The organism is Marinobacter sp. es.048 (assembly GCF_900188435.1).
Lineage (GTDB): Bacteria > Pseudomonadota > Gammaproteobacteria > Pseudomonadales > Oleiphilaceae > Marinobacter.
The window spans coordinates 595,328-619,276 of the sequence record NZ_FYFA01000002.1; the positions used below are offsets into that span (position 1 = coordinate 595,328).

General features: G+C 56.6%; 20 protein-coding genes. 6 read left to right on the top strand and 14 right to left on the bottom strand.

Annotation, left to right across the window (positions count from 1 at the left end; translation table 11 throughout):
* The 6 genes from CFT65_RS13785 to CFT65_RS13810 form a co-directional block, all read right to left on the bottom strand.
* Entirely contained in the window at positions 1-867 is an 867-nt protein-coding gene (locus CFT65_RS13785) for a universal stress protein (protein WP_088828679.1), read from the bottom strand.
* Positions 860-3,259, bottom strand: coding sequence for a Lon protease family protein (locus tag CFT65_RS13790; RefSeq protein ID WP_088828680.1), 2,400 nt, complete (start codon positions 3,257-3,259; stop codon positions 860-862). Before CFT65_RS13790 ends, CFT65_RS13785 begins: the two co-directional genes overlap by 8 nt.
* 38 nt (positions 3,260-3,297) lie before the next feature.
* On the bottom strand, positions 3,298-4,443 hold the full coding sequence (locus tag CFT65_RS13795) for an ABC transporter permease (RefSeq protein WP_088828681.1): 1,146 nt from the start codon (positions 4,441-4,443) through the stop codon (positions 3,298-3,300).
* Positions 4,440-5,366 (bottom strand): ABC transporter ATP-binding protein, encoded by a 927-nt coding sequence (locus CFT65_RS13800; protein WP_088828682.1) that lies wholly within the window; start codon positions 5,364-5,366, stop codon positions 4,440-4,442. The genes CFT65_RS13795 and CFT65_RS13800 overlap by 4 nt, the downstream gene beginning before the upstream one ends.
* The gene (locus CFT65_RS13805; RefSeq protein WP_228705854.1) at positions 5,363-6,232 is read right to left on the bottom strand and encodes an HlyD family secretion protein; all 870 of its coding nucleotides are present in this window, start codon (positions 6,230-6,232) and stop codon (positions 5,363-5,365) included. The genes CFT65_RS13800 and CFT65_RS13805 overlap by 4 nt, the downstream gene beginning before the upstream one ends.
* A 101-nt stretch (positions 6,233-6,333) precedes the next feature.
* Positions 6,334-7,629, bottom strand: a complete 1,296-nt coding sequence (locus CFT65_RS13810; RefSeq protein ID WP_228705855.1) for an MFS transporter — start codon at positions 7,627-7,629, stop codon at positions 6,334-6,336.
* Between the two features lie 569 nt (positions 7,630-8,198).
* Between CFT65_RS13810 and CFT65_RS13820 the strand changes: the two genes are divergently transcribed.
* The 3 genes from CFT65_RS13820 to CFT65_RS13830 all read left to right on the top strand — a co-directional run bounded on the left by CFT65_RS13820 (position 8,199) and on the right by CFT65_RS13830 (position 11,662).
* Complete coding sequence (locus CFT65_RS13820; RefSeq protein WP_088828684.1) at positions 8,199-9,071, top strand: NAD(P)-dependent oxidoreductase; 873 nt, start codon at positions 8,199-8,201, stop codon at positions 9,069-9,071.
* A gap of 69 nt (positions 9,072-9,140) precedes the next feature.
* Complete coding sequence (locus CFT65_RS13825) at positions 9,141-10,625, top strand: hypothetical protein (protein WP_088828685.1); 1,485 nt, start codon at positions 9,141-9,143, stop codon at positions 10,623-10,625.
* Positions 10,622-11,662 carry a succinylglutamate desuccinylase/aspartoacylase family protein gene (locus CFT65_RS13830; RefSeq protein ID WP_228705856.1) on the top strand — a complete coding sequence of 347 codons (1,041 nt, stop codon included), beginning with the start codon at positions 10,622-10,624 and terminating at the stop codon, positions 11,660-11,662. The genes CFT65_RS13825 and CFT65_RS13830 overlap by 4 nt, the downstream gene beginning before the upstream one ends.
* A gap of 81 nt (positions 11,663-11,743) precedes the next feature.
* On the opposite strand, the gene CFT65_RS13835 is transcribed toward CFT65_RS13830, so the two are convergent.
* From CFT65_RS13835 to CFT65_RS13860, 6 genes are all read right to left on the bottom strand, one after another.
* Positions 11,744-12,628, bottom strand: a complete 885-nt coding sequence (locus CFT65_RS13835) for an alpha/beta fold hydrolase (protein WP_088828687.1) — start codon at positions 12,626-12,628, stop codon at positions 11,744-11,746.
* A gap of 90 nt (positions 12,629-12,718) precedes the next feature.
* Positions 12,719-13,033: a HigA family addiction module antitoxin gene (locus CFT65_RS13840; protein ID WP_088828688.1), complete on the bottom strand. Its 315-nt coding sequence runs from the start codon at positions 13,031-13,033 to the stop codon at positions 12,719-12,721.
* Between the two features lie 10 nt (positions 13,034-13,043).
* Positions 13,044-13,322, bottom strand: a complete 279-nt coding sequence (locus CFT65_RS13845) for a type II toxin-antitoxin system RelE/ParE family toxin (RefSeq protein ID WP_088828689.1) — start codon at positions 13,320-13,322, stop codon at positions 13,044-13,046.
* A 444-nt stretch (positions 13,323-13,766) separates the two neighbouring features.
* The gene (locus CFT65_RS13850; RefSeq protein WP_088828690.1) at positions 13,767-14,063 is read right to left on the bottom strand and encodes a hypothetical protein; all 297 of its coding nucleotides are present in this window, start codon (positions 14,061-14,063) and stop codon (positions 13,767-13,769) included.
* Positions 14,064-14,480: 417 nt separating this feature from the next.
* On the bottom strand, positions 14,481-14,756 hold the full coding sequence (locus CFT65_RS13855) for a YrhK family protein (RefSeq protein ID WP_088828691.1): 276 nt from the start codon (positions 14,754-14,756) through the stop codon (positions 14,481-14,483).
* 62 nt (positions 14,757-14,818) lie between these two features.
* Positions 14,819-15,166, bottom strand: a complete 348-nt coding sequence (locus tag CFT65_RS13860) for a 4a-hydroxytetrahydrobiopterin dehydratase (protein WP_088828692.1) — start codon at positions 15,164-15,166, stop codon at positions 14,819-14,821.
* A 128-nt stretch (positions 15,167-15,294) separates the two neighbouring features.
* Here CFT65_RS13860 and imuA point away from each other — a divergent pair, with 128 nt between their 5' ends.
* The 3 genes from imuA to CFT65_RS13875 are packed head-to-tail and all read left to right on the top strand — an operon-like array spanning position 15,295 to position 20,531.
* Entirely contained in the window at positions 15,295-15,984 is a 690-nt protein-coding gene (gene imuA / locus CFT65_RS13865) for a translesion DNA synthesis-associated protein ImuA (protein ID WP_088828693.1), read from the top strand.
* 9 nt (positions 15,985-15,993) lie between these two features.
* Positions 15,994-17,412 carry a Y-family DNA polymerase gene (locus CFT65_RS13870; RefSeq protein WP_088828694.1) on the top strand — a complete coding sequence of 473 codons (1,419 nt, stop codon included), beginning with the start codon at positions 15,994-15,996 and terminating at the stop codon, positions 17,410-17,412.
* Complete coding sequence (locus CFT65_RS13875) at positions 17,412-20,531, top strand: error-prone DNA polymerase (RefSeq protein ID WP_088828695.1); 3,120 nt, start codon at positions 17,412-17,414, stop codon at positions 20,529-20,531. The genes CFT65_RS13870 and CFT65_RS13875 overlap by 1 nt, the downstream gene beginning before the upstream one ends.
* 281 nt (positions 20,532-20,812) lie before the next feature.
* On the opposite strand, the gene CFT65_RS13880 is transcribed toward CFT65_RS13875, so the two are convergent.
* Entirely contained in the window at positions 20,813-22,147 is a 1,335-nt protein-coding gene (locus tag CFT65_RS13880) for a sodium ion-translocating decarboxylase subunit beta (RefSeq protein ID WP_088828696.1), read from the bottom strand.
* Positions 22,148-22,161: 14 nt separating this feature from the next.
* The gene (gene oadA / locus CFT65_RS13885; protein ID WP_088828697.1) at positions 22,162-23,949 is read right to left on the bottom strand and encodes a sodium-extruding oxaloacetate decarboxylase subunit alpha; all 1,788 of its coding nucleotides are present in this window, start codon (positions 23,947-23,949) and stop codon (positions 22,162-22,164) included.

Consider the following 23,949-nt stretch of genomic DNA (forward strand, 5'->3'; position numbering starts at 1 on the left):
TCAGGGCGTGACCGTGACGGGAAGTTTCAGGGCCGCCAGCAATTGCTCTGCGCCGGGCTCCTGAAGCAGTGTGCAGTCCCGGCTCAGCACCAACTGGACCGCCCTTTCCTGTCGCAGAATCCCGACCACAACAACCGGATCTGTTGACGGCAGAGACCTTACACGAAGCTCCGATTCCTGAATACCCAGGTCCTGCGCGACGCCTTTCAGGTCGTCTGATGGAACAGCCGAATCAACCCCCAGCATCAGCGTCACGGGTCGGTGAGAGTGACGAATCACCTCAGCGGCCGCCTGGACAGCACGGCCGTTGGCGTCCTTGTGGTCATTGAGAAACACCACAACCCTGCCCAGAGGCTCGGTCCGACCTTCACACCAGAGCAACACCCTGCCCCGGGAACGACGAACAAGGCCTTTTGCCGTGGAACCCAACCGCGCCCCGGGCGCTGAGGACCAACCAACCCGGCCCATTACCAAAAGATCCTGGGGGCCGGCGAGCGCCAGCACCTCATCAATCACATGGCCCCGGGCGACACTCAAGGTATGCCTGCCACCGTGTGGCGCTACGGCACCGGCAAGCGCCCGGCGAGCCTCGTTCGCCAACCTTTGCATTCGCTGTTCAACCTCGCCGGCAGCAAACGGTCGACTGATACCGGACGACGCGCCCACCTCGCGGGCAAAACCATAGCCAGCGCTTCGCAACTGGTTCAGTTCCTCAACAAACACGCCCAGCACATCGGCACCTGTATTCGCGGCAATCTCAGCCGCAGCCTGCAAGGCGGCATAGCTCATTCTGGAACCGTCCAGAAGCACCAGAACACGACCGTTTGTGGTGCCAGTATCAGCCTGGGCTGCTCGTGTATCAGTCACGATCCTTGCCTCCGCTGCCGTTCGCATCTTCGTTCTCGTCCCGCTTCTTGCTGGCCTCCGCGAACTTCTCGAGGCGCTCGGCAACCTTGCGATTGAAGCTGTTCTCCGGAAACTCGCCACTGCCGTCCAGCTCTCCGGCCTCAAGGCCGGTTAAAAGCTCAATCGCCTCATTGATGCGTGAAATTGGATAGATTCGGAACCGGTCTTCGGCGATCGCCTGCCTCACATCGGCTCTCAGCATAAGGTGTTCAACATTGCTTGCGGGCAGCAGAACGCCCTGCCCGCGAACGTCGCCGGCTTCCTTGCAGACATCGAAAAAGCCTTCGATCTTTTCGTTCACGCCACCCACGGCCTGAACTTCACCATGCTGGTTCATGGATCCTGTCACGGCGAAGGACTGCTTCAGTGGCACCCGGGAAATGGCTGAAAGCAGTACACAGGTTTCTGCCACCGAAGCAGAATCGCCCTCGACACCACCGTAGGATTGCTCAAAGGCCAGGCTCGCTGACAGGGAGAGTTCGCCGTCGCCGGCGTACCGGCTCGCAAGAAACCGGGAAAGAATCATCACGGCCTTGCTGTGAATGGGGCCACCAAGCTTGGCCTCCCGTTCGATATCCACCACCTGCCCCTTGCCCGGGCGGGCCGTGGCGGTAATCCGAGTAGGCTGCCCAAACATCGACGCGCCAAGTCTGAGTACCGAAAGACCATTTACCTGAGCCACTTCCTCGCCGGTGGTGGCAATCATCACTACACCCCGGCTGATTTGCTCACGACTTCGTTCTCGTACCCGGCTGGCCCGGTATTCCCGCTCATCAATGGCCTGCTGGAGATGGCCGGCTTCAACCGTATCGGCCCCAGCCTGCCCCGCCCAGTGGTCTGCCTCACTCAGGATATCCCGGAGCACCCGGTCGTGGGCGGTCAGTTTGCGCTGGTCAGCTGCCAGTCGACTGGCATGCTCAATCAGTCTCGCAACAGCGCTTCGCTCCAGGGGCCGCATTTTCAGGGCCCTGGCCATGGTGGCGATCATTCGGGCGTAGAGTTCGTAGCACTCATCATTACGGTCAAGATCGTCCTCAAAATCCGCCTCCACCTTGAACAGGTCCAGGAAATCCGGATCGTAATGAGACAACAGGTAGTACAGCATCCGGTCCCCGAGCAGAACCACCTTGACCGACACCGGAATCGGCTCCGGCTGCAAGCTGACGGTACTCACCAACCCATAAAGCCGCTCGAGAGACTCTATTCGGATTTCACCGGAGGACAGGATTCTTTTCAGGCTCTCCCAGGCCATCGGCTGCGTCAGCACCCGACGGGCATCAAGGATCAGATACCCGCCATTGGCACGGTGCATGGAGCCACCGCGAATCAGGGTGAAATCGGTATAGAGATTGCCCTGACGGGCACGATGTTCAATCTGCCCCGCCAGATGCTGATGATTCGGCAGGTCCTCATAGATAACCGGTGCGCCCGCCGTTTCGGCATTATCGACCAGCAAATTGACCTTGTATCTGGCCAGCAGGCCTGCGGGAGGCCCGTTATCGGTGTCCTGAAAGGCTTCGGCGTGCTCCACTATATCCTCGCGAACGGCATCCAGGTACTCGACAATATCCGTCAGGTGGGACCACTTTTCCCTTAGCTCCCCAATCGGGCCGCCGAGGGTCAACTGCACCATCTCTTCATTCAGGGCATGGACTCTTTCCCGGACTTCTTTGCGCATCCTGGGAATCTGCTGAATGGTTTGCTGGAGCTTTTTCTGCAGTTCCTCAACCTTGGATTCAACCAACTGTTTCTCTTCATCGGAGAAGTTCTTGTATTCCTCCGGGTCGATCACCTCGCCCTTACGCATCGGGGCAAAGGTAAAACCGGCCGGCGTCGTGATCATGGCGATGTTGTTGCGGTTCGCCTCTTCCTGGATATCAAACAGGCCCTGGTGCTGGCGCTTGGCCATTTCTTCCTGGAGCTCCTGCAACCGGGCCTGGTATTCCTCGCTTTCGAAAGTCGCCGGAATGGCCGTGCGAAGCTCCTCTGCCAGATCATTCATGTCTTTCTTGAACTGGCGCCCTTCACCGGCGGGCAGCCGAATAGCGCACGGTCGGTCTGAAAACTGGAAGTTATAGACATGGCACCAATCCGGAGGAATCGGCTGGCCGGCCGCGTGCAGGGACAGGAAACGCTCGACCAGCTCGTGCTTGCCGGCACCGGAGGGCCCTAGAACAAAGAGATTGAAACCGTCTGCCTGAATGCCGGCGCCAAATTCCAGCGCCCGCAATACCCGATCCTGACCATACGGACGCTCGAGGTCCTGCAGGTCTTCGGTGGTTTGGAAGTCCAGCCTATCTTCCGGGCAACCGTGGTAGACCTGGTTTTCGGTCAAAGGAGCGGGTATTGGCATTACATCCTCCTGATGGTGTCGGCATTACTTGGGTGTATCTATTCGAGACGCTTCTTGAACCTGAGTGAGGAAACAATCAGGCCGCCGAGGGTGAACAACGCCAGCCAATAAACATCCGGCGCCATATTTATCACCTCAACGTCCCTCAGAACCACACCGCGAATCAGGTGCATGAAGTGCGTCGCGGGCAATCCTTCTGCAATATACTGGGCTGCGACAGGCATGCCCTCATAGGGAAATATGAATCCCGACAAAAGAATCGAGGGCATCAGAACAAACACCGTCATCTGCATTGACTGTAGCTGGTTCCGGGCAATCGTTGAAATTACCAGCCCAAGCGTCAGGCTTGCGGTGATGAAAAGGAACGTGACGCCTGCGAGCTGGGCCAACCCTCCCCCAACCGGAACATGGAACAACACCCGCCCCAAACCGAGGATGATGCTGACCTGAATCACGCCAATAAAAATGTACGGAATGATCTTCCCGATCATCAATTCAATCGGTCGGACCGGCGTTGATATCAACATTTCCATGTTGCCTCGTTCCCGCTCGCGGACGATTGCGGCAGAGGTAAACATGATCATGGTCATGGTCAGAATGATCGCAACCAGACCCGGCACGATATTGACGACGGTGCGCTGCTCAGGGTTATAGAGCAGAGTTACTTCAAAGGTGGGCGTAACGCGGTTGACAGGACGGTCCAGCAATTCGGCCAGAGGCATGCCGCGCAGACTTCTGATGGCAGAGGCGATGATGGTATCGGAGCCATCCGCTATCCATTGAGCAATGGGTCGGCTGGTTTCTTCATTGGTGGCAGGTGGCGAACCAAAGCCCAATGATTGGTGCCGCGCCAACCGATTGTCGACATCGTCAGGGATGATGAGGACGGCCCTGACTTCCGCACTGGCAATCGCCACTTGAGCTTCGTCCACGTTTTCAAAGTAAGACCTGACCTCAACGACTTGCGTAGCCTTTACAATCTGCACAAGCTCCCGACTCAAGCCACTCTGGCTGAAATCGACAATACCTACCGGGATATGGCGGATATTTGTGTTGATGGCATAGCCGAATAACAACAGCTGAATCAGCGGGATCATGACAATCATGCCGAACGTCATACGATCTCGCCGGAGCTGAATCAACTCCTTGCCCAAAATGGCTCGAATGCGCCGGAGACTGTTCATTGTCGACCGCGCCCCGTGCTGGTCACGAAAACATCCTCAAGGCTTGGGCGCACCTCGGTGAGACCGTCCTCCGTACCAATAAACGGTTGCCCTGAAAGATAAGCAACGGGATTGCTAACCCGGTTCTTTACCAGCACTCGAAGTCGCGCGCCAAGTTGCGCTGCCGAAATAACGTCGGGCAACTCAAGCAGTCGATGTTTTAAGGCGCGAAGATTCAAAGAACTGACCTCAATAACCCTGGCCCCCATATTGTTCATCAGCTCATCCGGTGCTCCATCGGCTCGCTTGATCCCCCTCTCGAGAATAGCCAACTTGTGGCAGCGTTCTGCCTCATCCATGTAATGGGTTGAGACCATGATCGTCGTTCCCCCATCAATGAGATCAAACAACTGTTCCCAGAAGTCCCGGCGACTCTGGGGATCCACCGCAGAGGTGGGCTCATCGAGGAACAACAGATCTGGTTTATGAAGTGTTGCCGCGGCAAGGCTGAGACGCTGTCGCTGGCCGCCACTCATACTTCCTGCCAACTGATACCTGCTGTCACGCAGTCCATAGATAACCAGTAGCTCTTCAACCCTTGAGCGCAGCTGTCTGGCCGACAAGCTGTAGATGGTAGCGATAAACCTGAGATTTTCCTGAACGGTCAAATCATCGTACAGAGAAAACTTCTGGGTCATGTATCCTATGCGCATCCTCAGTTTTTCCGCACTGGCTGGCAAGCCAAAACCAAGTACTTCCGCCGTTCCGGCACTGGGCTTCAACAGACCGATCAACATTCGGATGGCCGTGGTCTTGCCACTGCCGTTTGGCCCCAGGAAACCATAAATGCTGCCTCGTTCGACCTCAAGATTTAGCGCCTGCACGGCCCTGGTATCACCAAAATACCGGCTAAGCCCTTCCGCCCGAATGACACATTTACTCATGGCAGTTCAACCTGGGCCGGTACTCCGTTTGGCAAATCGGCCTCTGTCTCTGGAAGCTGAACCTCTGCGCGGTACATGAGCCTGGCGCGCTCTTCCTGATTAAGCGCAAAATACGGCGTAAAGGCAGGCTCTGTGGCAATCCACCGCAAATGGCCTTTTATGGTTCGATCAAGACCATCCACTCGCACAGTCAGCTCGTCGCCAATGGCCAGTTTTACCCGATAAGGCTCTGGCACGTAGACCCGCGCAAACGGTGCCTTGCCGGCCAGAACGATCGCCAGGGGGCTGCCTGCGGTCGCTCGCTCCCCCAAATTCCAGGGAAGGTTGTCGAGAATACCGTCGCGTGTCGCGACGACAGTCAGATCGGCAAGATGTTTCTTTTCACGGGCGAGCATCGCTCTTGCCGCATCAACTCGGGACTCTGCTGCTCTCAGATCTTCTTCACGAGCGCCATTCGTTAATTCGAGCAATGCTTCCTGTGCATTGAGCAGCTTCGCATGATTGGCGTCGCGCAGTGCGATCGCTTTATCGAGGTCGGCCTGGCTGGCCAGGTTCTGTTTCCTCAGATTGAGGATCCGTGAATGATTGGCTTCACTCTCGGTGAGTTCGGCTCGGGCGCCGGCCACATTGGCCCGCGCTGCCGCAACTTCCTCCGGCCGCGCTCCGTGTCGGAGTTTTTCGAGATTGGCGACTGCCTCTGACAACTGGGCCGAAGCCCTGTCCACCTCCGCGCGCTGAAGCGTGTCGTCCAGTTTTACCAGCACAGTCCCTTTTACAACCGGAGAGCCGGGCGACACAGGAAGCTCGATAACAATTTCACTGGCGGTAGCTGTATGGGCAATCCGATCCCGTTCCAGCGTCCCCAAAGCCAGGTTGCCTGTTCTACCCTCGCATGCTGAAAGAACCAGAAACGATAAAACCAAAGCAATACGTATCACGGCATTCACCTTCTTTTGCAATAAGCCGGTCACCGCAACGGCTCTCGGCTTCGATCCGGCATGGCGATCAGCGCCAGCACAGCAAGGAAGGCGGTTGCTGACAGATACATGGCCGGTGCAGTCACAACGCCAGTTGTCGCGATAAGGAACGTGGCGACCATCGGTGTGAGTCCACCGAATACCCCAAGGCCAAGGTTAAAGGCCACGGAATAACCCGATAATCGGTCGCTCTCCGGAAACATCTCGACGAAAAGTGCAGGGGCAGAGCCCAGCGGAATCGCCAGAAGCAAAAACACCAGAGCATGTGCCAATACCACCACATAGAGAGAACCTCCGGAGCTGAGCATCCAGGCATAGAGCGGCCAGGCAACAAGCGTGAGCAAAAACAGGGAGATTGCTATCCAGCTCCTTCGACGGAGCCATCGATCACCAACGGTGGCAAACAATGGCATCGCCGGGATGACAAGCAGCATCATGCCCGTGTTGATTAATAAAGCTGTGCCTCGCGATAGAAGCTCCTGAGCTGAGAGCCATTCCGGCAGATAAACAAAAACGATGTAGTAGCACGTTCCATAACTTGAAGCGAAGGCAAGCGCCAAGAGGGTTTCCCGCCGATTGGTCGTGAACGCCTGCAGCAGCGGCGATGTCTCTTCGCGATTCTCATGGTGTTGGCTGAATCGTTCGGAATTATGCAGGTTTCGGCGAATCGCGATGGCGGCAACACCCAGGATGGCGCCTCCAAGAAACGGCAGGCGCCAGCCCCAGTCACTCAGCGCCTGCTCATCCAGCATATTGGTTACCAGCGCCGCCGCAGCGACCCCGAGCAAAGACCCGGTCATCGAGCCGATGTTGGCCCAACTGCCCGTCAAACCTCGCTTTCCATCGGGAGCAGTCTCAACCAGATACGTTGCCGACGATGAGAACTCGCCCCCAACAGAAAGACCTTGCAGCAATCGGATCAGAACGAGCAACACAGGAGCCAGCAAGCCAGCTAGCTCATAGGAAGGAAGCATCCCGAGCAGCAGAGTCGGCAAGGCCATCAGCATTACAGAGATTTGCATGGTACGAGCACGCCCGTACCGGTCGCCGAACCAACCGAAAACTGCCGCCCCCAGAGGCCGCATGAGGAAACCGGCAGCAAAAATACCGTAGGTGCCTATCAGTGCCGCAGTCGGGTTAGCAGACGAGAAAAAAACCGGAGCAATAACTCCGGCCAGATAGCCATAAACGGCAAAGTCGTACCACTCCACGACATTACCGATAAACCCCGCCATGATGCGGTGTCGAAGTTCTGGAGAGGGAGGCGTTCGCGAACTTTCGGTCATTTCCAGTCCATCCCGGTTTTACTCCTGCCTTCAGCCAAAGGGTGGCAGCAAACTCTCTGATGCAGAGAATTATAGGCGAGGGACAAAAACTAGAGATGATCTGGGGCAAGTACCCGGCTCATCAATCACCGGGCAGATGCCACTCCGTCTACCAAACGAGCGTCTTTGGCTCCTGTGAGTGCTCACAGAACAAATGCCCCACATCCGGCACGGCAAAGCAGCGAGCGCCGCCAATGCCGTGACCTTGTAGGAGGCGACCACCCCCGGATCGGTGATCACGAACCAGGACTGCTCCCACCCCATGCCGGCGGCACGGATAAACAGGCCGCTGATGGGCAGAAGCAGGCCCGGTCAGCGAGAAAGCCAACGCCAGAGGAATATGGCGGCGCCTTCTTAGAACTATAAACAAGGTAGGAATCTATGAACAACAATGCCCTGACTAGATAATTTCCGACTGATTTAAAAGCGTTTGGTTATAACGCAAGAGAGTGGCCCTCCTTGAATTGAAAAATGACGACCACAGGTAATAAACAGAACACTTGGGGACGCATAAACCGGAGCAGACACAGATGACGCAAACAGTAGCTTTTATCGGACTTGGCATCATGGGTTCGCGCATGGCGGCGAACCTCCTGGACAAGGGCGACGTCAACCTGATCGTCTACAACCGCTCGACTGAAGCCGCAAAACCGCTGAAAGACAAAGGCGCGAAAGTCGCCGATTCGGCGGCCGACGCCGTCCGGCAGGCGGATGTGGTCTTCTCAATGCTCGCCTCTCCTCCCGTTGTCGAGGATATGGCCCTCGGCAAGGATGGATTTGTCAGCGCCATGGCGGAAAATGCACTCTGGGTGGACTGCTCCACTGTGAACCCATCATTCACCGAGCACGCCGAAGAGTCCGCCAAAGCTCAGGGCATTCGGTTCATGGATGCCCCGGTTGCCGGTACCCGTGAGCCGGCTGCAAGCGGCGAACTGACCTTCCTCGTGGGAGGCAACGAAGAAGACTTTCAATCGGTAAAGCCGCTCCTTCAGACCATGGGCAAGAAAATTGTACACGTGGGCCAGGTCGGTCGCGGCACCGCCTTCAAAATGCTAGTGAACGCCATGCTGGCGCAGTCCATGCTCGCTTTTGCCGAGACCACTCTGCTGGGAGAGAAACTGGGGTTCTCAAGAGATTTCCTGATGGACACCCTGCCAAACTTACCTGTTACTCCGCCCTTTATCGGGGGTAAAGCTGAGCTGATCCGCAATGGGGACTTTGACGCTCAGTTCCCGCTCGAGCTGATGCACAAAGACCTGCACTTGTTGGAGCAAACGGCCTACGAAGTCGGCCAGCCGCTGTATCTGGCCAACCTGGCCAAAGAAGTCTATGGAAGTGCCAGCAGCAGTGGCTGGGCGCGCAAGGATTTTGCGTCGGTGTTTGAGTTTCTCAACCGGGACTGACTCGGCAATTAACATTGGCGCACATCTTCCACTACTATCAAGATAAGTGAGTGCGAGGATGACGTTGACGTGGGACTGTCGATCAAGACAACAGAATTTGCGCCGGAAGAGTTTGAACGTTTTGCCGCCAAGGTCAGGACGGATCTTAAAGCGCTCACTCGTCTTCTGAACCGGCCAGGCTTTGGTGAGGGCGAGAGTTCGATTGGCGCCGAGGTGGAGTTCTACATCGTAAATTCTGACCTGCGCGTTCAACCCATCAACACCGAAATTGCCGCACGCGTTCAGGACCCCCAGCTCACGGTTGAGCTCAACCGCTTCAATCTCGAATACAACCTCAGTCCCCAGGCTTTCAAAGGCTCTCCATTCGCCAGAACGGAGCAGGAACTGCTCGCTGCGATCCAACGGATCAACCAGCACGCCGCGTCACTGGACGGGGAGCTTGTGCCGATCGGCATTCTGCCCACACTTCGCCAGTCCGATATGGGTGCGAAGGCAATGACAGACGAGCCCCGCTATCATGCGTTATCTAAGGCGCTGATCAAGCAACGGGGCGAGCCATTCAGCATTCACATTGGTGGCAACGATGTGATCAATCTGGAAGCCGACGACGTCTACATGGAAGGCGCCAATACCTCTTTCCAGTTGCATTGGCGGGTGCCCGCACACCGTTTTGCCGATTACTTTAATGCGGTACAACTGGTCACGCCAATTGTCCTCGCTCTGGCCAGCAATTCACCCAGCCTGTTCGGCCACCATCTGTGGGACGAAACCCGGATTGCCCTGTTCAAGCAATCCATCGACAGCCGATCGCCCAACCATAAGACCTGGCGCCATCCGCCACGGGTCTATTATGGAAACGGCTGGACACGCAGCGCCTGGGAACTGTTTGCGGCCTCGGCATCGCTCTATCCCCCCATCATTCCACTGATGTCGGAGGAAGATCCGATGGCGGTTCTTGATCGTGGTGAAGTGCCCAAACTGGCCGAACTGCGACTGCACCAGGGAACCACCTGGCCCTGGAACCGGGCCATCTATGACCATACCGAAGGCGGCCACCTGCGCATTGAGATTCGCTCCATGCCCGCAGGTCCAACGGCTGTTGATATGTGTGCGAACGGGCTGTTCGTAATTGGCGCTGCGCTGGCAGTACTTGATGATATTCATCATCTGACGTCGATACTCCCCTTCCATTACACTGAACACAACTTCTACCGCGCCGCGAAATATGGCGTTGGCGCAGAAATCATATGGCCACACAAGAATCAGGTTCAGTTGCAGGATACGCCCCTGTTAACCGTGGCTCGTGAGCTGCTACCCCGAGCCCGGGAAGCATTGGCAAAAACAGCCGTGGACGAGTCAGAAATTCACCGATTGCTGGGAATCATCGAAGGCCGCATTGAAACCGCGATGTCGGGCGCCCGGTGGCAACGTCACACTACCGAATCTCTGTTCAAATCCCTGAGCCCCGATGAGGCCTTCCAGACCATGCTTTCGCTGTACATGGCCAACCAGAAGAAAAATACGCCGCTCCATGAATGGACATTGTCACCGTGAGTAACTCGAACGTTCTTGCTTATCTGAATGATCCCTCGCCCCGGACACTGGGCCGCTCCCCCCTTGAGTGGCTGGAGCAACTGCAAAAGCCGACGGTTGTTCGTGTTGCCGGTCGTGATCGCTCCCGGACCCGAGCCATGGCAACGCTGCTTCACGGCAATGAGCCCTCGGGCCTGCTTGCGCTTCATCGATGGCTGCTCGAACAGCACACCCCGGAAGTCAACATGCTGTTTCTCCTGGGTGGCATCTACCCTGCAAAGATTCCTCCCACACTCTCAATGCGACAGCTTCCAGACGGACGTGACCTCAACCGATGTTTCAGAGAACCGTTCGAGGGAGAAGAAGGGGCGATTGCCAGGGCCATGCTGGCAGAGCTCCATAACGCGAAGCCCGAATGCCTGCTGGATGTTCACAACACCTCGGGTTCAGGCCCTGCGTTCGCCGTGTCCATCACCAATGACGCAGCGCATCAGGCACTGACATCGCTCTTTACCGACCGCTTGATTATGACGGATCTACGCCTGGGGGCGCTGATGGAGTATTCCGAGCAGGAGGTGCCCACGGTAACCATCGAGTGCGGTGGTTACCAGGACGAACAGGCGCACGAACTGGCCTATGAGGGACTCGTCCGATATTGCTCAAGGCCAGATGTTTTGTCACTGGAGAAAGCGGACTGGGACGTTACCGTGCTGCGCAATCCGATCCGGGTGGAACTGGCGCCTGAAGCAACCATAGAATATCGCCTCGAGCCCACTGGCCACGCGGACCTGACCTTCCCCCCCGACATCGAGCATCGTAATTTCGGAATCGTGTCCCCGGATGAGTCCTTGGGATGGGTTGGCAAAAAAGGCCTGGACATACTCACCGCGATCGGCCACAACCGAAAGGAGAACATGGAACAGGTACTTCAGGTCAGGGATGGGCAGATCTACCCCGCCCAGGCCCTCAGGACCTTTATGATTACCACCAATCCGGTTATTGCGAAGAGTGATTGCCTGTTTTATGCGGTCAAGGCAACCGGTGAACCTATTTTTTAACACCAAGGGTAACCTGACGCCGCCAGTGAACCTGCCGCGACTGGTGTGACGTTGCTCCCGGCAGTCAGGTTGACGCACCTGCTAGATACTGTTGTCGCTTTCTGATTCTATGGAGTTGATGGCTTTTCTCAACAGCATATTAAATTCTTCTGGCTTTTCCAGCATTGGAAAGTGACCTGTTTCCTCAATATAAAAGAGTTGGTAATTTTTTATATATTTTCTGTTTTCTTCAGGTGCGGTCGGCCATAATCTGGCGTTGATTGAAACTACTGGAATAGCGATATCGTTAAATACAGTCGCAGCCTCTCCGTTTACATATTGCCCCAAATAGTTGCGGAAGGCACTTAAAGCAATTCCCTTCGGGGCAGAAGACATATCTTCTATTACCCAATTAACCAGTTGTTGGTCAGAGCCCTCTGGAAACATTGATGAAACAAAATTCTTTGCGGCACTTCTGAAATCCGCCTCAAAGGGTTGAACCATTTCGTCAATTACACCTTGAGGGGTGCGCTCCGCAACATTTTGTAAGGTATCAACCCCTACAATCCCAACTACTTTCCCTGGCATCAATCTGGCCGCTTCAGCGATTACACCGCCGCCCATTGAGTGCCCGACCAAGATGGCCCTATCAATTTCTTCTTTATCAATGATTGCTTTTACATCTTTGGCAAATGACAACATTGTAAAATTGGACCTATCTAATGAAGAGTGTCCATGGCCAGCCAAATCAACTGTAATTACTTGAAACCCATTTGCGAATACAGGAATCTGTTTTTGCCAGTAACGTCCGTCGCAACTCCAGCCGTGAACAAAAATCAGTGCAGTTTCTCCTTTGCCGGCCACATCATAAGCGATACGTTCTGAATCAAAAGACAATGCGACATCATGCCTGGGAACAAGCTGGTTACTCGCACATCCCGTCAAGAGGAGAAAAGATATTAATATGAATAACATATGTTTTTTCATGTTTGATCCTTGTTATTCATATGACGTCAGGCTCACGCGTCAGTTTGGAGCCACGAAGCGGCGGAAAACCGGGCGCTGTGCAGCCAATTGTTATGCCCTGTGTCCGATTTCGGATACAGTATTCCACGGACGAATATTCTTCAGCTGGTCCTTTAGGGCATCTTCCGCAATCTCAGTGTCGTAGGCTGCCTGAGCTCGCAACCAGTAGCCATTGGACAAACCAAAGAAACGACAGAGTCGCAGGTCCGTGTCTGCGGTTATCGAACGCTTTCCCGCAACAATCTGGCCGATCCTCTGAGCAGGCACCCCAATCTCTTTAGCCAAGCGGTATTGAGAAATACCCATCGGCTCAAGGAACTCTTCCTTCAGTAACTCGCCTGGCGTTACAGCTTCAATGTTGCGCATGAGTTACCTCCTAATGGTAATCAACAATTTCGACATCTTCCGCGCCAGCCTTGGTCCAGCGGAAGCAAACCCGGAACTGTCTGTTGATTCGAATGCTGTGCTGACCTTGGCGGTCACCATTCAAGGGCTCCAACATATTCCCGGGCGGTACTTTAAGATCATCCAACTGGCTTGCAGCCTGGAGTTGCCGAATTTTCCTCAAGGCAACTCGCTCAAAATTGACGAAGCGTCTGACGCGGCGTCCGCTTGCCAGTTTCTCGGCATCCTTACACTTGAACGATATGATCATTGGTAAATGATGACGCAGAGCGTTATTAACGTCAAGCGTTAATAGGCGGGAAGAGGGTCATAACGCTGAGGTAACCGGCGCCGGAGCGCCAGCGGAGGGAACCAAAAGCGCCACGCTTTTGGCGTCCGGCGGCCGCGTACTACAGCGATTTGTTAATTTAGCAAAACTGAGGCGTGGCCCTCGAACAACCGCCGTCTGAACCACCACCGCCGCCGAAAAAAGCATTTAATGCAAACGCTATCAGGACCGTAACTAAAGCACATTGCGTTGCTTTCCACGCGACGTTGCCAACAGATTGAGGCGATTCTTCCGGCCCTGCAACTTTATCTCTTGAGCTGAAAAGAAGGCCGAACCACAACGCATAAACGACACCAAACCCAACGAGTGGGTATGTCGAAATCAGAATGGCCGATAGCGTCACGATGAATAGCGCGCCGAGGCCAATCAGAAAATTCCAGTGTTTCGAACACTCCAATCTACTATCTCAGAGAAAACCATTTGGAGTTCTTTTCGTGCAGTGTCTTTGGCGGCTCCTTCTACCGCTTGCTTTGCAGCCTCCAGCAAGCGATTTTCCCTTCCAGTTTCCGACCTTATGGCCTCCAAGCCTTTTGCAGTAAGGCACGCTTTTGCGAATGTGCCATTGGCGAACCCACGATGTGTAATAAACCCAGAGCTTGCTTGCCAATCTACCGTGGGTCTCGCTAGCCCAGAGATTGCTTCAAATATTTCGATGTTTTTCATAAATGGCTTCCGTTCCGAAAAATTCTAACAGCTAATTATACCAACGCGTTCGTATATCACCCGTTCGTAAAACTCCATTCAAACGCGCTCAAGAAAACGGGTTTCTCTAGTAAAAACAATCTTTTGATCACCAATCACCACGACTACCGCCGGAGTTATACGCCCTTTCCTGAGCCACTCCTGCTCGCGCCATAGGCGTATAACTCCGCCAACATCACTCTCTTGACTTCAACCCAAACCGAAGTTCTGTATATAAAACAGCATTCAAGGATGAATGGATATGGATATCCCCACCCCGACACCTGCACAACCAACCCGTTTTTTGGACAAAGTTCGGAGTTTTATACGCTTCCATGGCCTCCAGCTCCCTGAAGTGATGGGCTCTGCAGAAACCGAAGTATTCCTGGATGAGGTGTTTTAACTCTCCCAGTTGCTGGCTGGAATTCGCTTAACGTGAATGTGGCTGATAAGCCGGATGGTGGGGCGGATCAGGAACTGGAAGCTGCCAATGATAAACAGCCAGATGGCCGCTTTCTCGTATTCCGGGAACAGGAACAGGATGCTGCCCACTAGAAACCAGGTGGCGATGAAAAAGTCGTTGATGATGCTTACCACCTCGTAGCGGCGCCGGATGATGAGCTCTTCCTTGCCGAGTTTCAGGGTCAGGGGGTTATCGGTGCGGTTTTCAACCATTCGTCTGGTGATCTCCGGTCCGGAAGGAGCGCGGCGGAAACCGGGTTCCGCCGCGATTGGGATTATTGCATGTCGTTAAAAGCAGCGTCGGTTCTCGCTGCCAGGATAAAGTCGTTCTTGTGCAGGCCGCCGATTTCGTGGCTCCACCAGCTCACTGCAACCTTGCCGTACTCCAGAACAACCACCGGGTGGTGGTCTTCTTCTTCGGCAAGTTCGCCAATCTTGTTGGTGAGCTCCAGGGCCTTCACAAAGTTTTTAAGTTTGTAGACCTTATGAAGCTGTTCTTCCCCGTCAATTTCCAGAATTTCCCAGTCCGGAACATCTTTATGCAGCTTCTGCTTTTCTTCCTCAGTCGCCTTGGGTGCGTTCGGGCTGCAGGCTTCACAGCTATGTGCTTTCAGGTCACTCATTTCAACCTCCATGGTTGATGATTGTACTACAAGCGTGGGTCGTGCCCTTCGCTTTATCAACCCTTCTCTTGAAATCCGGTCGCTTTCCGAATACTGTATATTTAAACAGTATTTCGAGAGTTTTCATCATGAGCGAGCTTCTGAACACGCTGATGCAGGATGCCCGTGTCTGGCAGGGGCACCGCCACACCCAGACCACACAGCCTGCAGAATCAACCGGTTACCAGGTACTGGATAACCAGCTCGGTGGCCTTGGCTGGCCCCGGGGTGCCCTGAGCGAGTGCCTGCTGGATGCACCGGGTATTGGTGAGCTGCATTTGCTTCTGCCGCTTATGCAACGGGTGTGCGAAGAGGGCAAAAGCGTGTTCTGGCTAAACCCGCCGCACACGCCCTACGCCCCTGCCCTGGCCCGGGAAGACGTCAATCTGGACCAGGTGGTGCTGATCCATACCGAAGATGAGGGCGACTTTCTGTGGACTCTTGAGAACTGCCTGCGTTCACCGGTAACGGGTCTGGTAATGGCCTGGCCTGGAAAGCTGGCCTCACGGGAAGTCCGTCGCCTGCAACTGGCTGCCGAAGCCGGGAGCAATGTTTGCGTGCTGTTCCGGGAACGCCGTTACGCCGAGCAGAATTCTCCGGCTGCCTTGCGGCTGGAGCTGGAACCGGGGGAGCAGCAGGATCTCAAGGTAAATGTGCTCAAGCGCCGGGGTAGCTGGCCCGGGCAGCGCTGTTCACTGGTCATGGCCCAGCGGGCCGATCTCTCATTCCGTGAAACCACCCGGGTTATCCGGGGCCCATGGTCGGACTCAACAAGGTAATAACGCTCCATGCTCTGGCTGTATCTGCATTTCCCGCACCTGGTGCTGGACCATATTCGGCGCACCCGTGAAGATCAGGGCGCCCTGGTGGTGGTTGAAGGCTCTGGCCAGAAGGTAATCCAGGCCTGCCCCGAAGCCAGGAGCCAGGGTATTCGTAGCGGCATGCGCCTGAAAACCGCCATCAGCCTGGCTCCGGATCTGGGCATGGTGCGAGCCGATGAAACTCAGGAGGCCAGGATTCTGGAAGATCAGGCCCGCTGGCTGTACCGCTATGCTGCCCATATTGTGCTGGTGCCGCCCGATGGCCTGCTGGCCGAAATTGGCAGCCTTCAAAAATTGTATGGTGGGCTGCCAGCCGTTTGGCAAACCGTGGAACAGGGGCTGAATGAGCGCCAGCTGAATGCCTGGATCGGTATTGGCTATACCCCTCTGGCGGCCCGGCTGATTGCCCGCGCCGGCAAGGGGGAATGCACGGCAGACAAGGGCCACATTCTTCGAAGCCTGAGCCAGATGCCCCTGCTGGCAGCGGAATTCAACGAGAAGGCGTGCACCCGCTTGCAGCGTCTGGGGCTGAACACATTGGGGGAGGTGTTTGATTTACCCCCCGGTGAACTGGCGCGGCGCCTGTCTCCGGAGTTGCTGGCCTACATCCAGAAAATCCAGGGCACCCGGCCGGATCCCCGCACGCCCTGGCAGCCGCCCCACTCGTTCCGGCAACAGGCGGATTTTGTGCAGGAAATAGAACACACCCAGGGGCTGCTGTTTCCGCTCCAGCGTATGCTCATCGAGCTGGAGGAGGATCTTTGCTGGCGCCAGCAAGATACCGACAGCTTGCGGCTGGTTCTCCGGCACCGGCATGCGGAACCAACCCGGCTGCAGATCCGCACGTCCGGGCCGGAACACAGGGCCGATAATTTCCTCAACCTGATTCGCCTGCGGCTGGAGCAGCATTCCCTGAGCGCCCCGATCGTCTCCATGGTTTTGCTGGTGAAGCGTTTCCTATCCCGGGAAGCGCCCTCCGGGCAGGATCTGCTGGGCGAAACCCAGGATCTGAATGAAGCCTGGCATACCCTGATCAGCCGGTTGCAAGCGCGTCTGGGCGACCAGGCCCTCAGGCAGCTCTCGCCTCAGGCGGATCATCGTCCCGAGCGGGCCTGGTCGGCCTCGGAAGTTCTGCGCAAAACCGGAACGCCCCTCATACCGGCGGCAGAACTGCCCAGGCGGCCGCTCTGGTTGTTGAAAGGCCCGCAACCGCTAACTGAGGCGCCCGTTACCTGGTTTTCCGGGCCTGAGCGCATCAGCGGTGGCTGGTGGGATGGCCAGCGCGTGCACCGGGATTACTACATTGCCCAGTTGAACAGCGGTCAGTTGGCCTGGGTCTTCCGGGACGCCCGGGAAGGCTGGTTTGTGCATGGGTGGTTTGGCTGATGTCCGGGCAGCAGTATGCGGAGCTGTTCTGCTTCAGTAATTTCACCTTCCTGACCGGCGCCTCTCATCCGCATGAACTGGCTGAGCGAGCACACGAGCTGGGCTACATCGCACTGGCCATCACCGATGCCTGCTCCGTTGCCGGCATTCCCCGGGCCTGGGCGGCGCTGGCAGAAAGCCCGGTCAAACTCATTACCGGCAGCTGGTTTGAGTTGTCAGATGCCTCCGCCGGCGCCACTCAGCCCCGCTTTATCCTTCTGGCCCGCACGCGCAAAGGCTATGGCCAGCTTTGCCAGTTGATCACTACCGGTCGTCGCCGGGCTGAGAAAGGCCATTACCAGCTGTTTTACCGGGACATTGAAACCCACACCCTGGATGACTGCCTGTGCCTGTGGCTGCCCCCCTCGCCTACCGAGGCAGATTCCGATCAGGCGCTGGCCTGCGGCGAGTGGCTGGCCCGCCTGTTTGACCCCCGGATCTGGATTGCGGCAGCCCGCACCCTGGAATCCGGCGAAGAGCAACGGCTGGCGCGGATACACTGGCTGGCCGATCAGTTGAGCATTCCCGTGGCTGCCGTGGGCGAGGTGCACATGCACAGTCGGGAGCGTCAACCCCTGCAGGATGTACTCACAGCCCTGTGCAATCACACCAATCTGGAGAATGCCGGCCACTGCCTGTTCCAGAATGGCGAGCGATACCTGCGCCCTATGCCCGTTCTGCAACGTCTGTTTCCGGGCGCCTGGCTACATGAAACCCTGGCCATTGCCAGCCAGTGCACCTTTGAGCCCGGCAGCCTGCGCTATGAATACCCGCCAGATCTGGTGCCGGAGGGCGAAACCCCGGCTTGCTATCTGAAACGGCTGACCCGCGAAGGCGAGCGCCGGCGTTACCCGGATGGCACACCGCTGCAGGTTCAGAGCCTGATCCGCAAGGAGCTGGGCCTGATCTCGGAGATGAACTACGAGCATTACTTCCTCACCATCCACGACATCGTGGACTTTGCCCGCAGCCGGGGTATTCTCTGCCAGGGCCGAGGTTCGGCGGCCAACTCTGCGGTTTGTTATTGTCTGGGCATCACCGAGGTGAACCCGGCCCGGGTGGAACTGCTGTTCGAGCGGTTTATTTCCAAAGACCGGAACGAGCCGCCCGATATCGATGTGGATTTCGAGCATGAGCGGCGTGAAGAGGTTATCCAGTATATCTACCGGCGTTATACTCGTGAGCGCGCCGCCCTGGCTGCCACGGTAATCCGTTACCGTCCCAAGAGCGCCATTCGGGATGTCGGCAAGGCCCTGGGGTTTGATCCGGCACTGGTGGAGCAACTGCTGGAGGGCATCGACTGGCGGGACAAGGCCACCAACTGGCGCCAGCAGATTCTGGACAAGAAAATCACCCGCAACCCACAGGTGGCGGACCAGTTCTTCACCCTGGTCAATACCCTGCTGGGCTTCCCACGGCACCTGTCCCAGCACGTGGGCGGTTTCGTGATCAGCGCCGGACCACTGGCCGAACTGGTACCGGTGGAAAACGCCGCCATGGCCGATCGCACCGTGATCCAGTGGGACAAGGACGATCTCGAGAGCCTGGGACTGATGAAGGTGGATGTGCTGGCCCTTGGTATGCTCTCCGCCATTCGAAAAGCGCTGGAACTGATCAGCGATGAAAAAGGCGAGCCTTTCCGGATACAGGACATTCCCCAGGAAGACCGTGACACCTACTCCATGCTTCAGACAGGCGACAGCATCGGCGTGTTCCAGGTGGAATCCCGGGCCCAGATCAACATGCTGCCCCGCCTGAAACCGGAAACCTACTATGACCTGGTGATCGAAGTGGCCATCGTGCGGCCTGGCCCCATCCAGGGCGACATGGTGCATCCGTACCTGCGCCGCAAACACGGCCTGGAGCCGGTGGATTACCCGAACGATGCCGTGCGCAAGGTGCTGGAGCGCACTCTTGGCGTGCCCATCTTCCAGGAACAGGTGATCAAACTGGCCATGGTGGCGGCCGGTTTCTCCGCCGGCGAAGCCGATCAGTTGCGCCGGGCCATGGCGGCCTGGAAATCCCACGGCGACCTGACCCCGTTCCGGGAAAAGCTGGTCACCGGTATGCTCGAGCGTGGTCACGATGCCGACTTCGCCGAACGGCTGTACCAGCAGATCTGCGGTTTTGGCGGCTATGGTTTCCCCGAATCCCACGCCGCCAGCTTTGCCCTGCTTGTCTACGTCTCCGCCTGGATCAAGCGGCACTATCCGGCGGCCTTTTACTGTGCCCTGCTGAACAGCCAGCCCATGGGATTCTATTCTCCGTCACAACTGGTGCAGGACGCGCGGCGGCACAATGTCACCGTGCTGCCGCCGGATGTAAACGCCAGCCAGTGGGATCACACCCTGCAAGGCGAAAACCGCCACCTGCGCCTGGGCCTGAGAATTATCCAGGGCCTGTCGGTTAATGGCGCCGAACGTATCCACCAGAACCGGCCAGCGGACGGCTACCGCTCTGCCAGCGAACTTCGCCGCCTGGCCGCCCTGAACCAGAGGGATATGGAACTGCTGGCCGGGGCCAACGCCATGCCGGCATTCACCGCCAATCGCCACCAGGCCTATTGGCAGCTGCTCGACCATGAGCAGCCCACGGAACTATTCGCTGAAGAAGCCACTGCCGACTACCAGCCGGACTACTGCCAGCAACTCCCGGAACCCTCAGAAGGCCAAAACGTTCTTGCCGACTACGCCAGCCAGGGGCTCACCCTCCAGCGTCATCCCCTCGCGCTACTCAGGGAACAAGGGCATCTGAAGTTCTGCCTCAGTGCCGAGCAGCTCAAATCCACCAAAGCCGGGATCCCTGTCCAGGTTGCTGGCCTGGTCACCGGCCGCCAGCGCCCCGGCTCCGCCTCCGGCGTTACCTTCGTCACCCTGGAAGACGAAACCGGCAACGTGAACGTGGTGGTGTGGCTGGAAACGGCACGGCGGCAGCGGAAGCCGTTACTGACTGCCCGACTGCTGCATGTAAAAGGAGTGTTGGAGCGCCAGGGGGACATTGTGCATGTGATGGCAGGGCGGCTTTCGGATCTTAGCCATCTGATTCAGTCGTTACCTGTGAATTCCAGGAATTTTCATTAAGTTCGTCACTTGCAGGTTACGTCTGTCGGATTACGGCTTCGCCTAATCCGACCTACATGATGCCTGTCTTTGATGAGAGAACTCCATGGATTCGGGAGTGGATAGGGGACCTTCTTTCAGGAATGTCTGTGGCCATGGATGGCCACAGTCAAGCGCACATGGATGTGCTCGTAGCGGTTCCTGAAAGAAGGTCCCCTATCCACTCTAACTCCAAAATTTTCAGTCTTATAAAACAATAAAACCCCGCTCGAAGGCGGGGTTTTTGTACTGCGGCGAACGAATCAGCTCAACAGCTTGATCATAACACCGGCAGCAACCGCAGAGCCGATAACACCGGCCACGTTCGGACCCATGGCGTGCATCAGCAGGAAGTTCTGCGGGTTGGCTTCCAGACCAACCTTGTTGGACACCCGCGCTGCCATCGGCACCGCAGATACACCGGCAGAACCGATCAATGGGTTGATCTGCTCCTTGCTCACCTTGTTCATCAGCTTCGCCATCAGAACACCGGTCGCTGTGCCAACACCAAATGCCACAATGCCCAGACCCAGAATGCCGAGAGTCTGGCCGTCCAGGAACTTGTCTGCCATCAGTTTGGAGCCGACAGACAGACCCAGGAAAATGGTCACGATATTGATCAGTGCATTCTGGGCTGTGTCGCTCAAACGCTCCACTACGCCACACTCTCGCATCAGATTACCGAAAGTGAACATACCCAGCAGCGGCGCTGCGTCGGGCAGGAACAAAACGACTGCAATCAATACCACAATCGGAAAAATGATTTTTTCCTGCTTGCTGACCGGGCGCAGCTGGCTCATTTTGATCTTCCGCTCCTCGGCGGAGGTCAATGCCTTCATAATGGGCGGCTGAATCATCGGTACCAGCGCCATGTAGGCGTAGGCAGAGACAGCAATTGCACCCAACAGATGGGGAGCCAGAACACTGGAAACGTAAATGGACGTCGGACCATCTGCACCGCCAATGATACCGATAGCCGCCGCTTCCAGAATCGTGAAATCCAGAACCCCAGTCCAATCCAGCAGCGCGGCACCAATAACCGTACCAAAGATACCGAACTGTGCAGCAGCACCCAGCAGCAGCGTCTTGGGGTTGGCGAGCAGCGGCCCAAAGTCCGTCATAGCCCCCACACCCATGAAGATCAGTAGCGGACCAACCGTACTTCCGATAATAACGGAGTAGAAGTTATACAGCATGCCATTGCCGTAACCGAAGTCCTGGGCAAGGGAGTTCGCCATCGCCATTTCAGAGTAACTTGCCTCTTTAACGGCCTGCTTGAAGGCCTCCTTCAACTCGGGCGTTACCGCCTGCCCGGCCTGGTAAGCCACATCCAAGGGCGCAGCCAATGCGGCCAGAATCTGCGTTGCCTCGTTCTTCAGGGCAAAGTGGATGGCATTTTCCGCCGCAGTCAGGGCAAGACCTGCCTCCGGAATATTCGCCAGAATGCCGCCGAACCCGATGGGTACCAGAAGCAATGGCTCAAATTTCTTGTTAATCGCAAGATAGAGGAGCAAGAGGCCGATGGCGATCATGATCACCTGGCCGATCTCGATGTTGAACAGGCCACTACCTGTCCAGAGTGTCATTAATTTTTCCATGGAATGCTGGCCCTTTATGCGATTGTCAGCATTTCGTCATCAGGGGAGACGGCATCACCGACCTTGATGAAGACTTCACCGATTGTGCCGGCTTTCGGTGCGCGAACCTCGGTTTCCATTTTCATGGCTTCGAGGATAATCATCACATCGCCCTCTTCAACGGTGTCACCCGGAGAAACCAGGACCTTGAAAATGTTGCCGCCCAGCGGCGCAACCACAGGCTCGCCTTCACCAGTTGCAGGTGCCGGAGCCGAGGAAGCGGCCGGTGCGGAAGCAGCACCGCCCTCGCCCTGGATCTGGCTGATCTCGCCGCCTTCGGAAACAGCAACAACAAACTTCTTGCCGTTCACTTCAACGGTGTAGGTCTCCGGGCCTTCAGACTTCTTGGCCGGAGCAGCGCTTTCGGCAGTCGGAACCGGCTCGAACGCATCCGGGTTGTTACGGTTTTCCAGGAACTTCAGGCCAATCTGCGGGAACAGAGCGTAGGTGAGAACGTCGTCTTCCACGTTTTCCGCCAGCTTGATGCCTTTCTCGTCGGCCAGCTTCTTGAGCTCGTCAGTCAGTTTGTCCATTTCCGGCTCAAGCAGATCCGCCGGACGGCAGGTAACAGGCTCTTTCCCATCCAGAACACGCTCTTGCAGTTCCTTGTTCATTGCGGCCGGTGCAGCACCATACTCGCCTTTCAGGATTGCAGAGGTTTCCTTGGAGATGGACTTGTAGCGCTCGCCGGTCAGAACGTTCAGTACCGCCTGGGTACCAACGATCTGGGAAGTCGGCGTTACCAGAGGAATGAAGCCCAGGTCTTCGCGAACCTTGGGAATCTCGTCCAGAACCTGGTCGAACTTGTCGCTGGCGTTCTGCTCACGGAGCTGGTTTTCCATGTTGGTGAGCATACCACCCGGTACCTGGGCAATCAGGATACGGGAGTCGGTACCACGGAGGCTGCCTTCGAACTTCGCGTACTTCTTGCGCACCTGACGGAAGTAGCTGGCAATTTCTTCGAGCAGGTTCAGGTCCAGACCGGTATCACGGTCGGTACCCTCAAGGATCGCAACCACGGCTTCGGTGGGCGAGTGACCGTAGGTCATACTCATGGAGGAGATGGCAGTATCCACATTATCGATACCGGCTTCCGCAGCCTTGATGGCAGTAGCGGTCGACATGCCGGTGGTGGCGTGGCACTGCATGTGAATCGGGATATCCAGCTCTTTCTTCAGACGGCTGACCAGATCGAAGGCCACGTACGGCTTGAGGATACCCGCCATGTCCTTGATCGCAATGGAGTCCGCACCCATATCGGCAACTTCTTTCGCCAGCTCTACCCACATCTCGATGGTGTGCACCGGGCTGGTGGTGTAGGCGATGGTGCCCTGGGCGTGCTTGCCGGTCTTGCGAACGGCCTTGATGGCGCGATCCAGGTTACGGGGATCGTTCATCGCATCAAAAATACGGAACACGTCGACGCCGTTCTCGGCGGCACGCTCACAGAAACGGTCAACCACATCATCCGCATAATGACGATAACCCAACAGGTTCTGGCCACGCAGAAGCATCTGCTGCTGGGTGTTGGGCATGGCTTTTTTCAGCTCGCGGATGCGCTCCCAGGGATCTTCGCCCAGGTAGCGGATGCAGGAATCAAAGGTAGCGCCGCCCCAGGATTCCAGGGACCAGAAACCGACCTTGTCGAGTTTCTCGGCAATAGGCAGCATGTCATCCAGCCGCATACGGGTGGCAAGCAGGGACTGGTGGGCGTCACGCAGGATAACGTCCGTAATCCCCAGCGGTTTCTTTGTGTCAGTCAT

Excerpts from the sequence above, each read along its gene's own strand:
- CFT65_RS13835 (WP_088828687.1), bottom strand. The coding sequence starts at position 12,628 with ATGAAAAAACATATGTTATTCATATTAATATCTTTTCTCCTCTTGACG.
- CFT65_RS13855 (WP_088828691.1), bottom strand. The coding sequence starts at position 14,756 with ATGGTTGAAAACCGCACCGATAACCCCCTGACCCTGAAACTCGGCAAG.
- imuA (WP_088828693.1), top strand. The coding sequence starts at position 15,295 with ATGAGCGAGCTTCTGAACACGCTGATGCAGGATGCCCGTGTCTGGCAG.
- CFT65_RS13800 (WP_088828682.1), bottom strand. The coding sequence starts at position 5,366 with ATGAGTAAATGTGTCATTCGGGCGGAAGGGCTTAGCCGGTATTTTGGT.
- oadA (WP_088828697.1), bottom strand. The coding sequence starts at position 23,949 with ATGACTGACACAAAGAAACCGCTGGGGATTACGGACGTTATCCTGCGT.
- CFT65_RS13820 (WP_088828684.1), top strand. The coding sequence starts at position 8,199 with ATGACGCAAACAGTAGCTTTTATCGGACTTGGCATCATGGGTTCGCGC.
- CFT65_RS13795 (WP_088828681.1), bottom strand. The coding sequence starts at position 4,443 with ATGAACAGTCTCCGGCGCATTCGAGCCATTTTGGGCAAGGAGTTGATT.
- CFT65_RS13860 (WP_088828692.1), bottom strand. The coding sequence starts at position 15,166 with ATGAGTGACCTGAAAGCACATAGCTGTGAAGCCTGCAGCCCGAACGCA.
- CFT65_RS13790 (WP_088828680.1), bottom strand. The coding sequence starts at position 3,259 with ATGCCAATACCCGCTCCTTTGACCGAAAACCAGGTCTACCACGGTTGC.
- CFT65_RS13880 (WP_088828696.1), bottom strand. The coding sequence starts at position 22,147 with ATGGAAAAATTAATGACACTCTGGACAGGTAGTGGCCTGTTCAACATC.
- CFT65_RS13850 (WP_088828690.1), bottom strand. The coding sequence starts at position 14,063 with ATGAAAAACATCGAAATATTTGAAGCAATCTCTGGGCTAGCGAGACCC.
- CFT65_RS13875 (WP_088828695.1), top strand. The coding sequence starts at position 17,412 with ATGTCCGGGCAGCAGTATGCGGAGCTGTTCTGCTTCAGTAATTTCACC.
- CFT65_RS13845 (WP_088828689.1), bottom strand. The coding sequence starts at position 13,322 with ATGATCATATCGTTCAAGTGTAAGGATGCCGAGAAACTGGCAAGCGGA.
- CFT65_RS13870 (WP_088828694.1), top strand. The coding sequence starts at position 15,994 with ATGCTCTGGCTGTATCTGCATTTCCCGCACCTGGTGCTGGACCATATT.
- CFT65_RS13840 (WP_088828688.1), bottom strand. The coding sequence starts at position 13,033 with ATGCGCAACATTGAAGCTGTAACGCCAGGCGAGTTACTGAAGGAAGAG.
- CFT65_RS13810 (WP_228705855.1), bottom strand. The coding sequence starts at position 7,629 with ATGACCGAAAGTTCGCGAACGCCTCCCTCTCCAGAACTTCGACACCGC.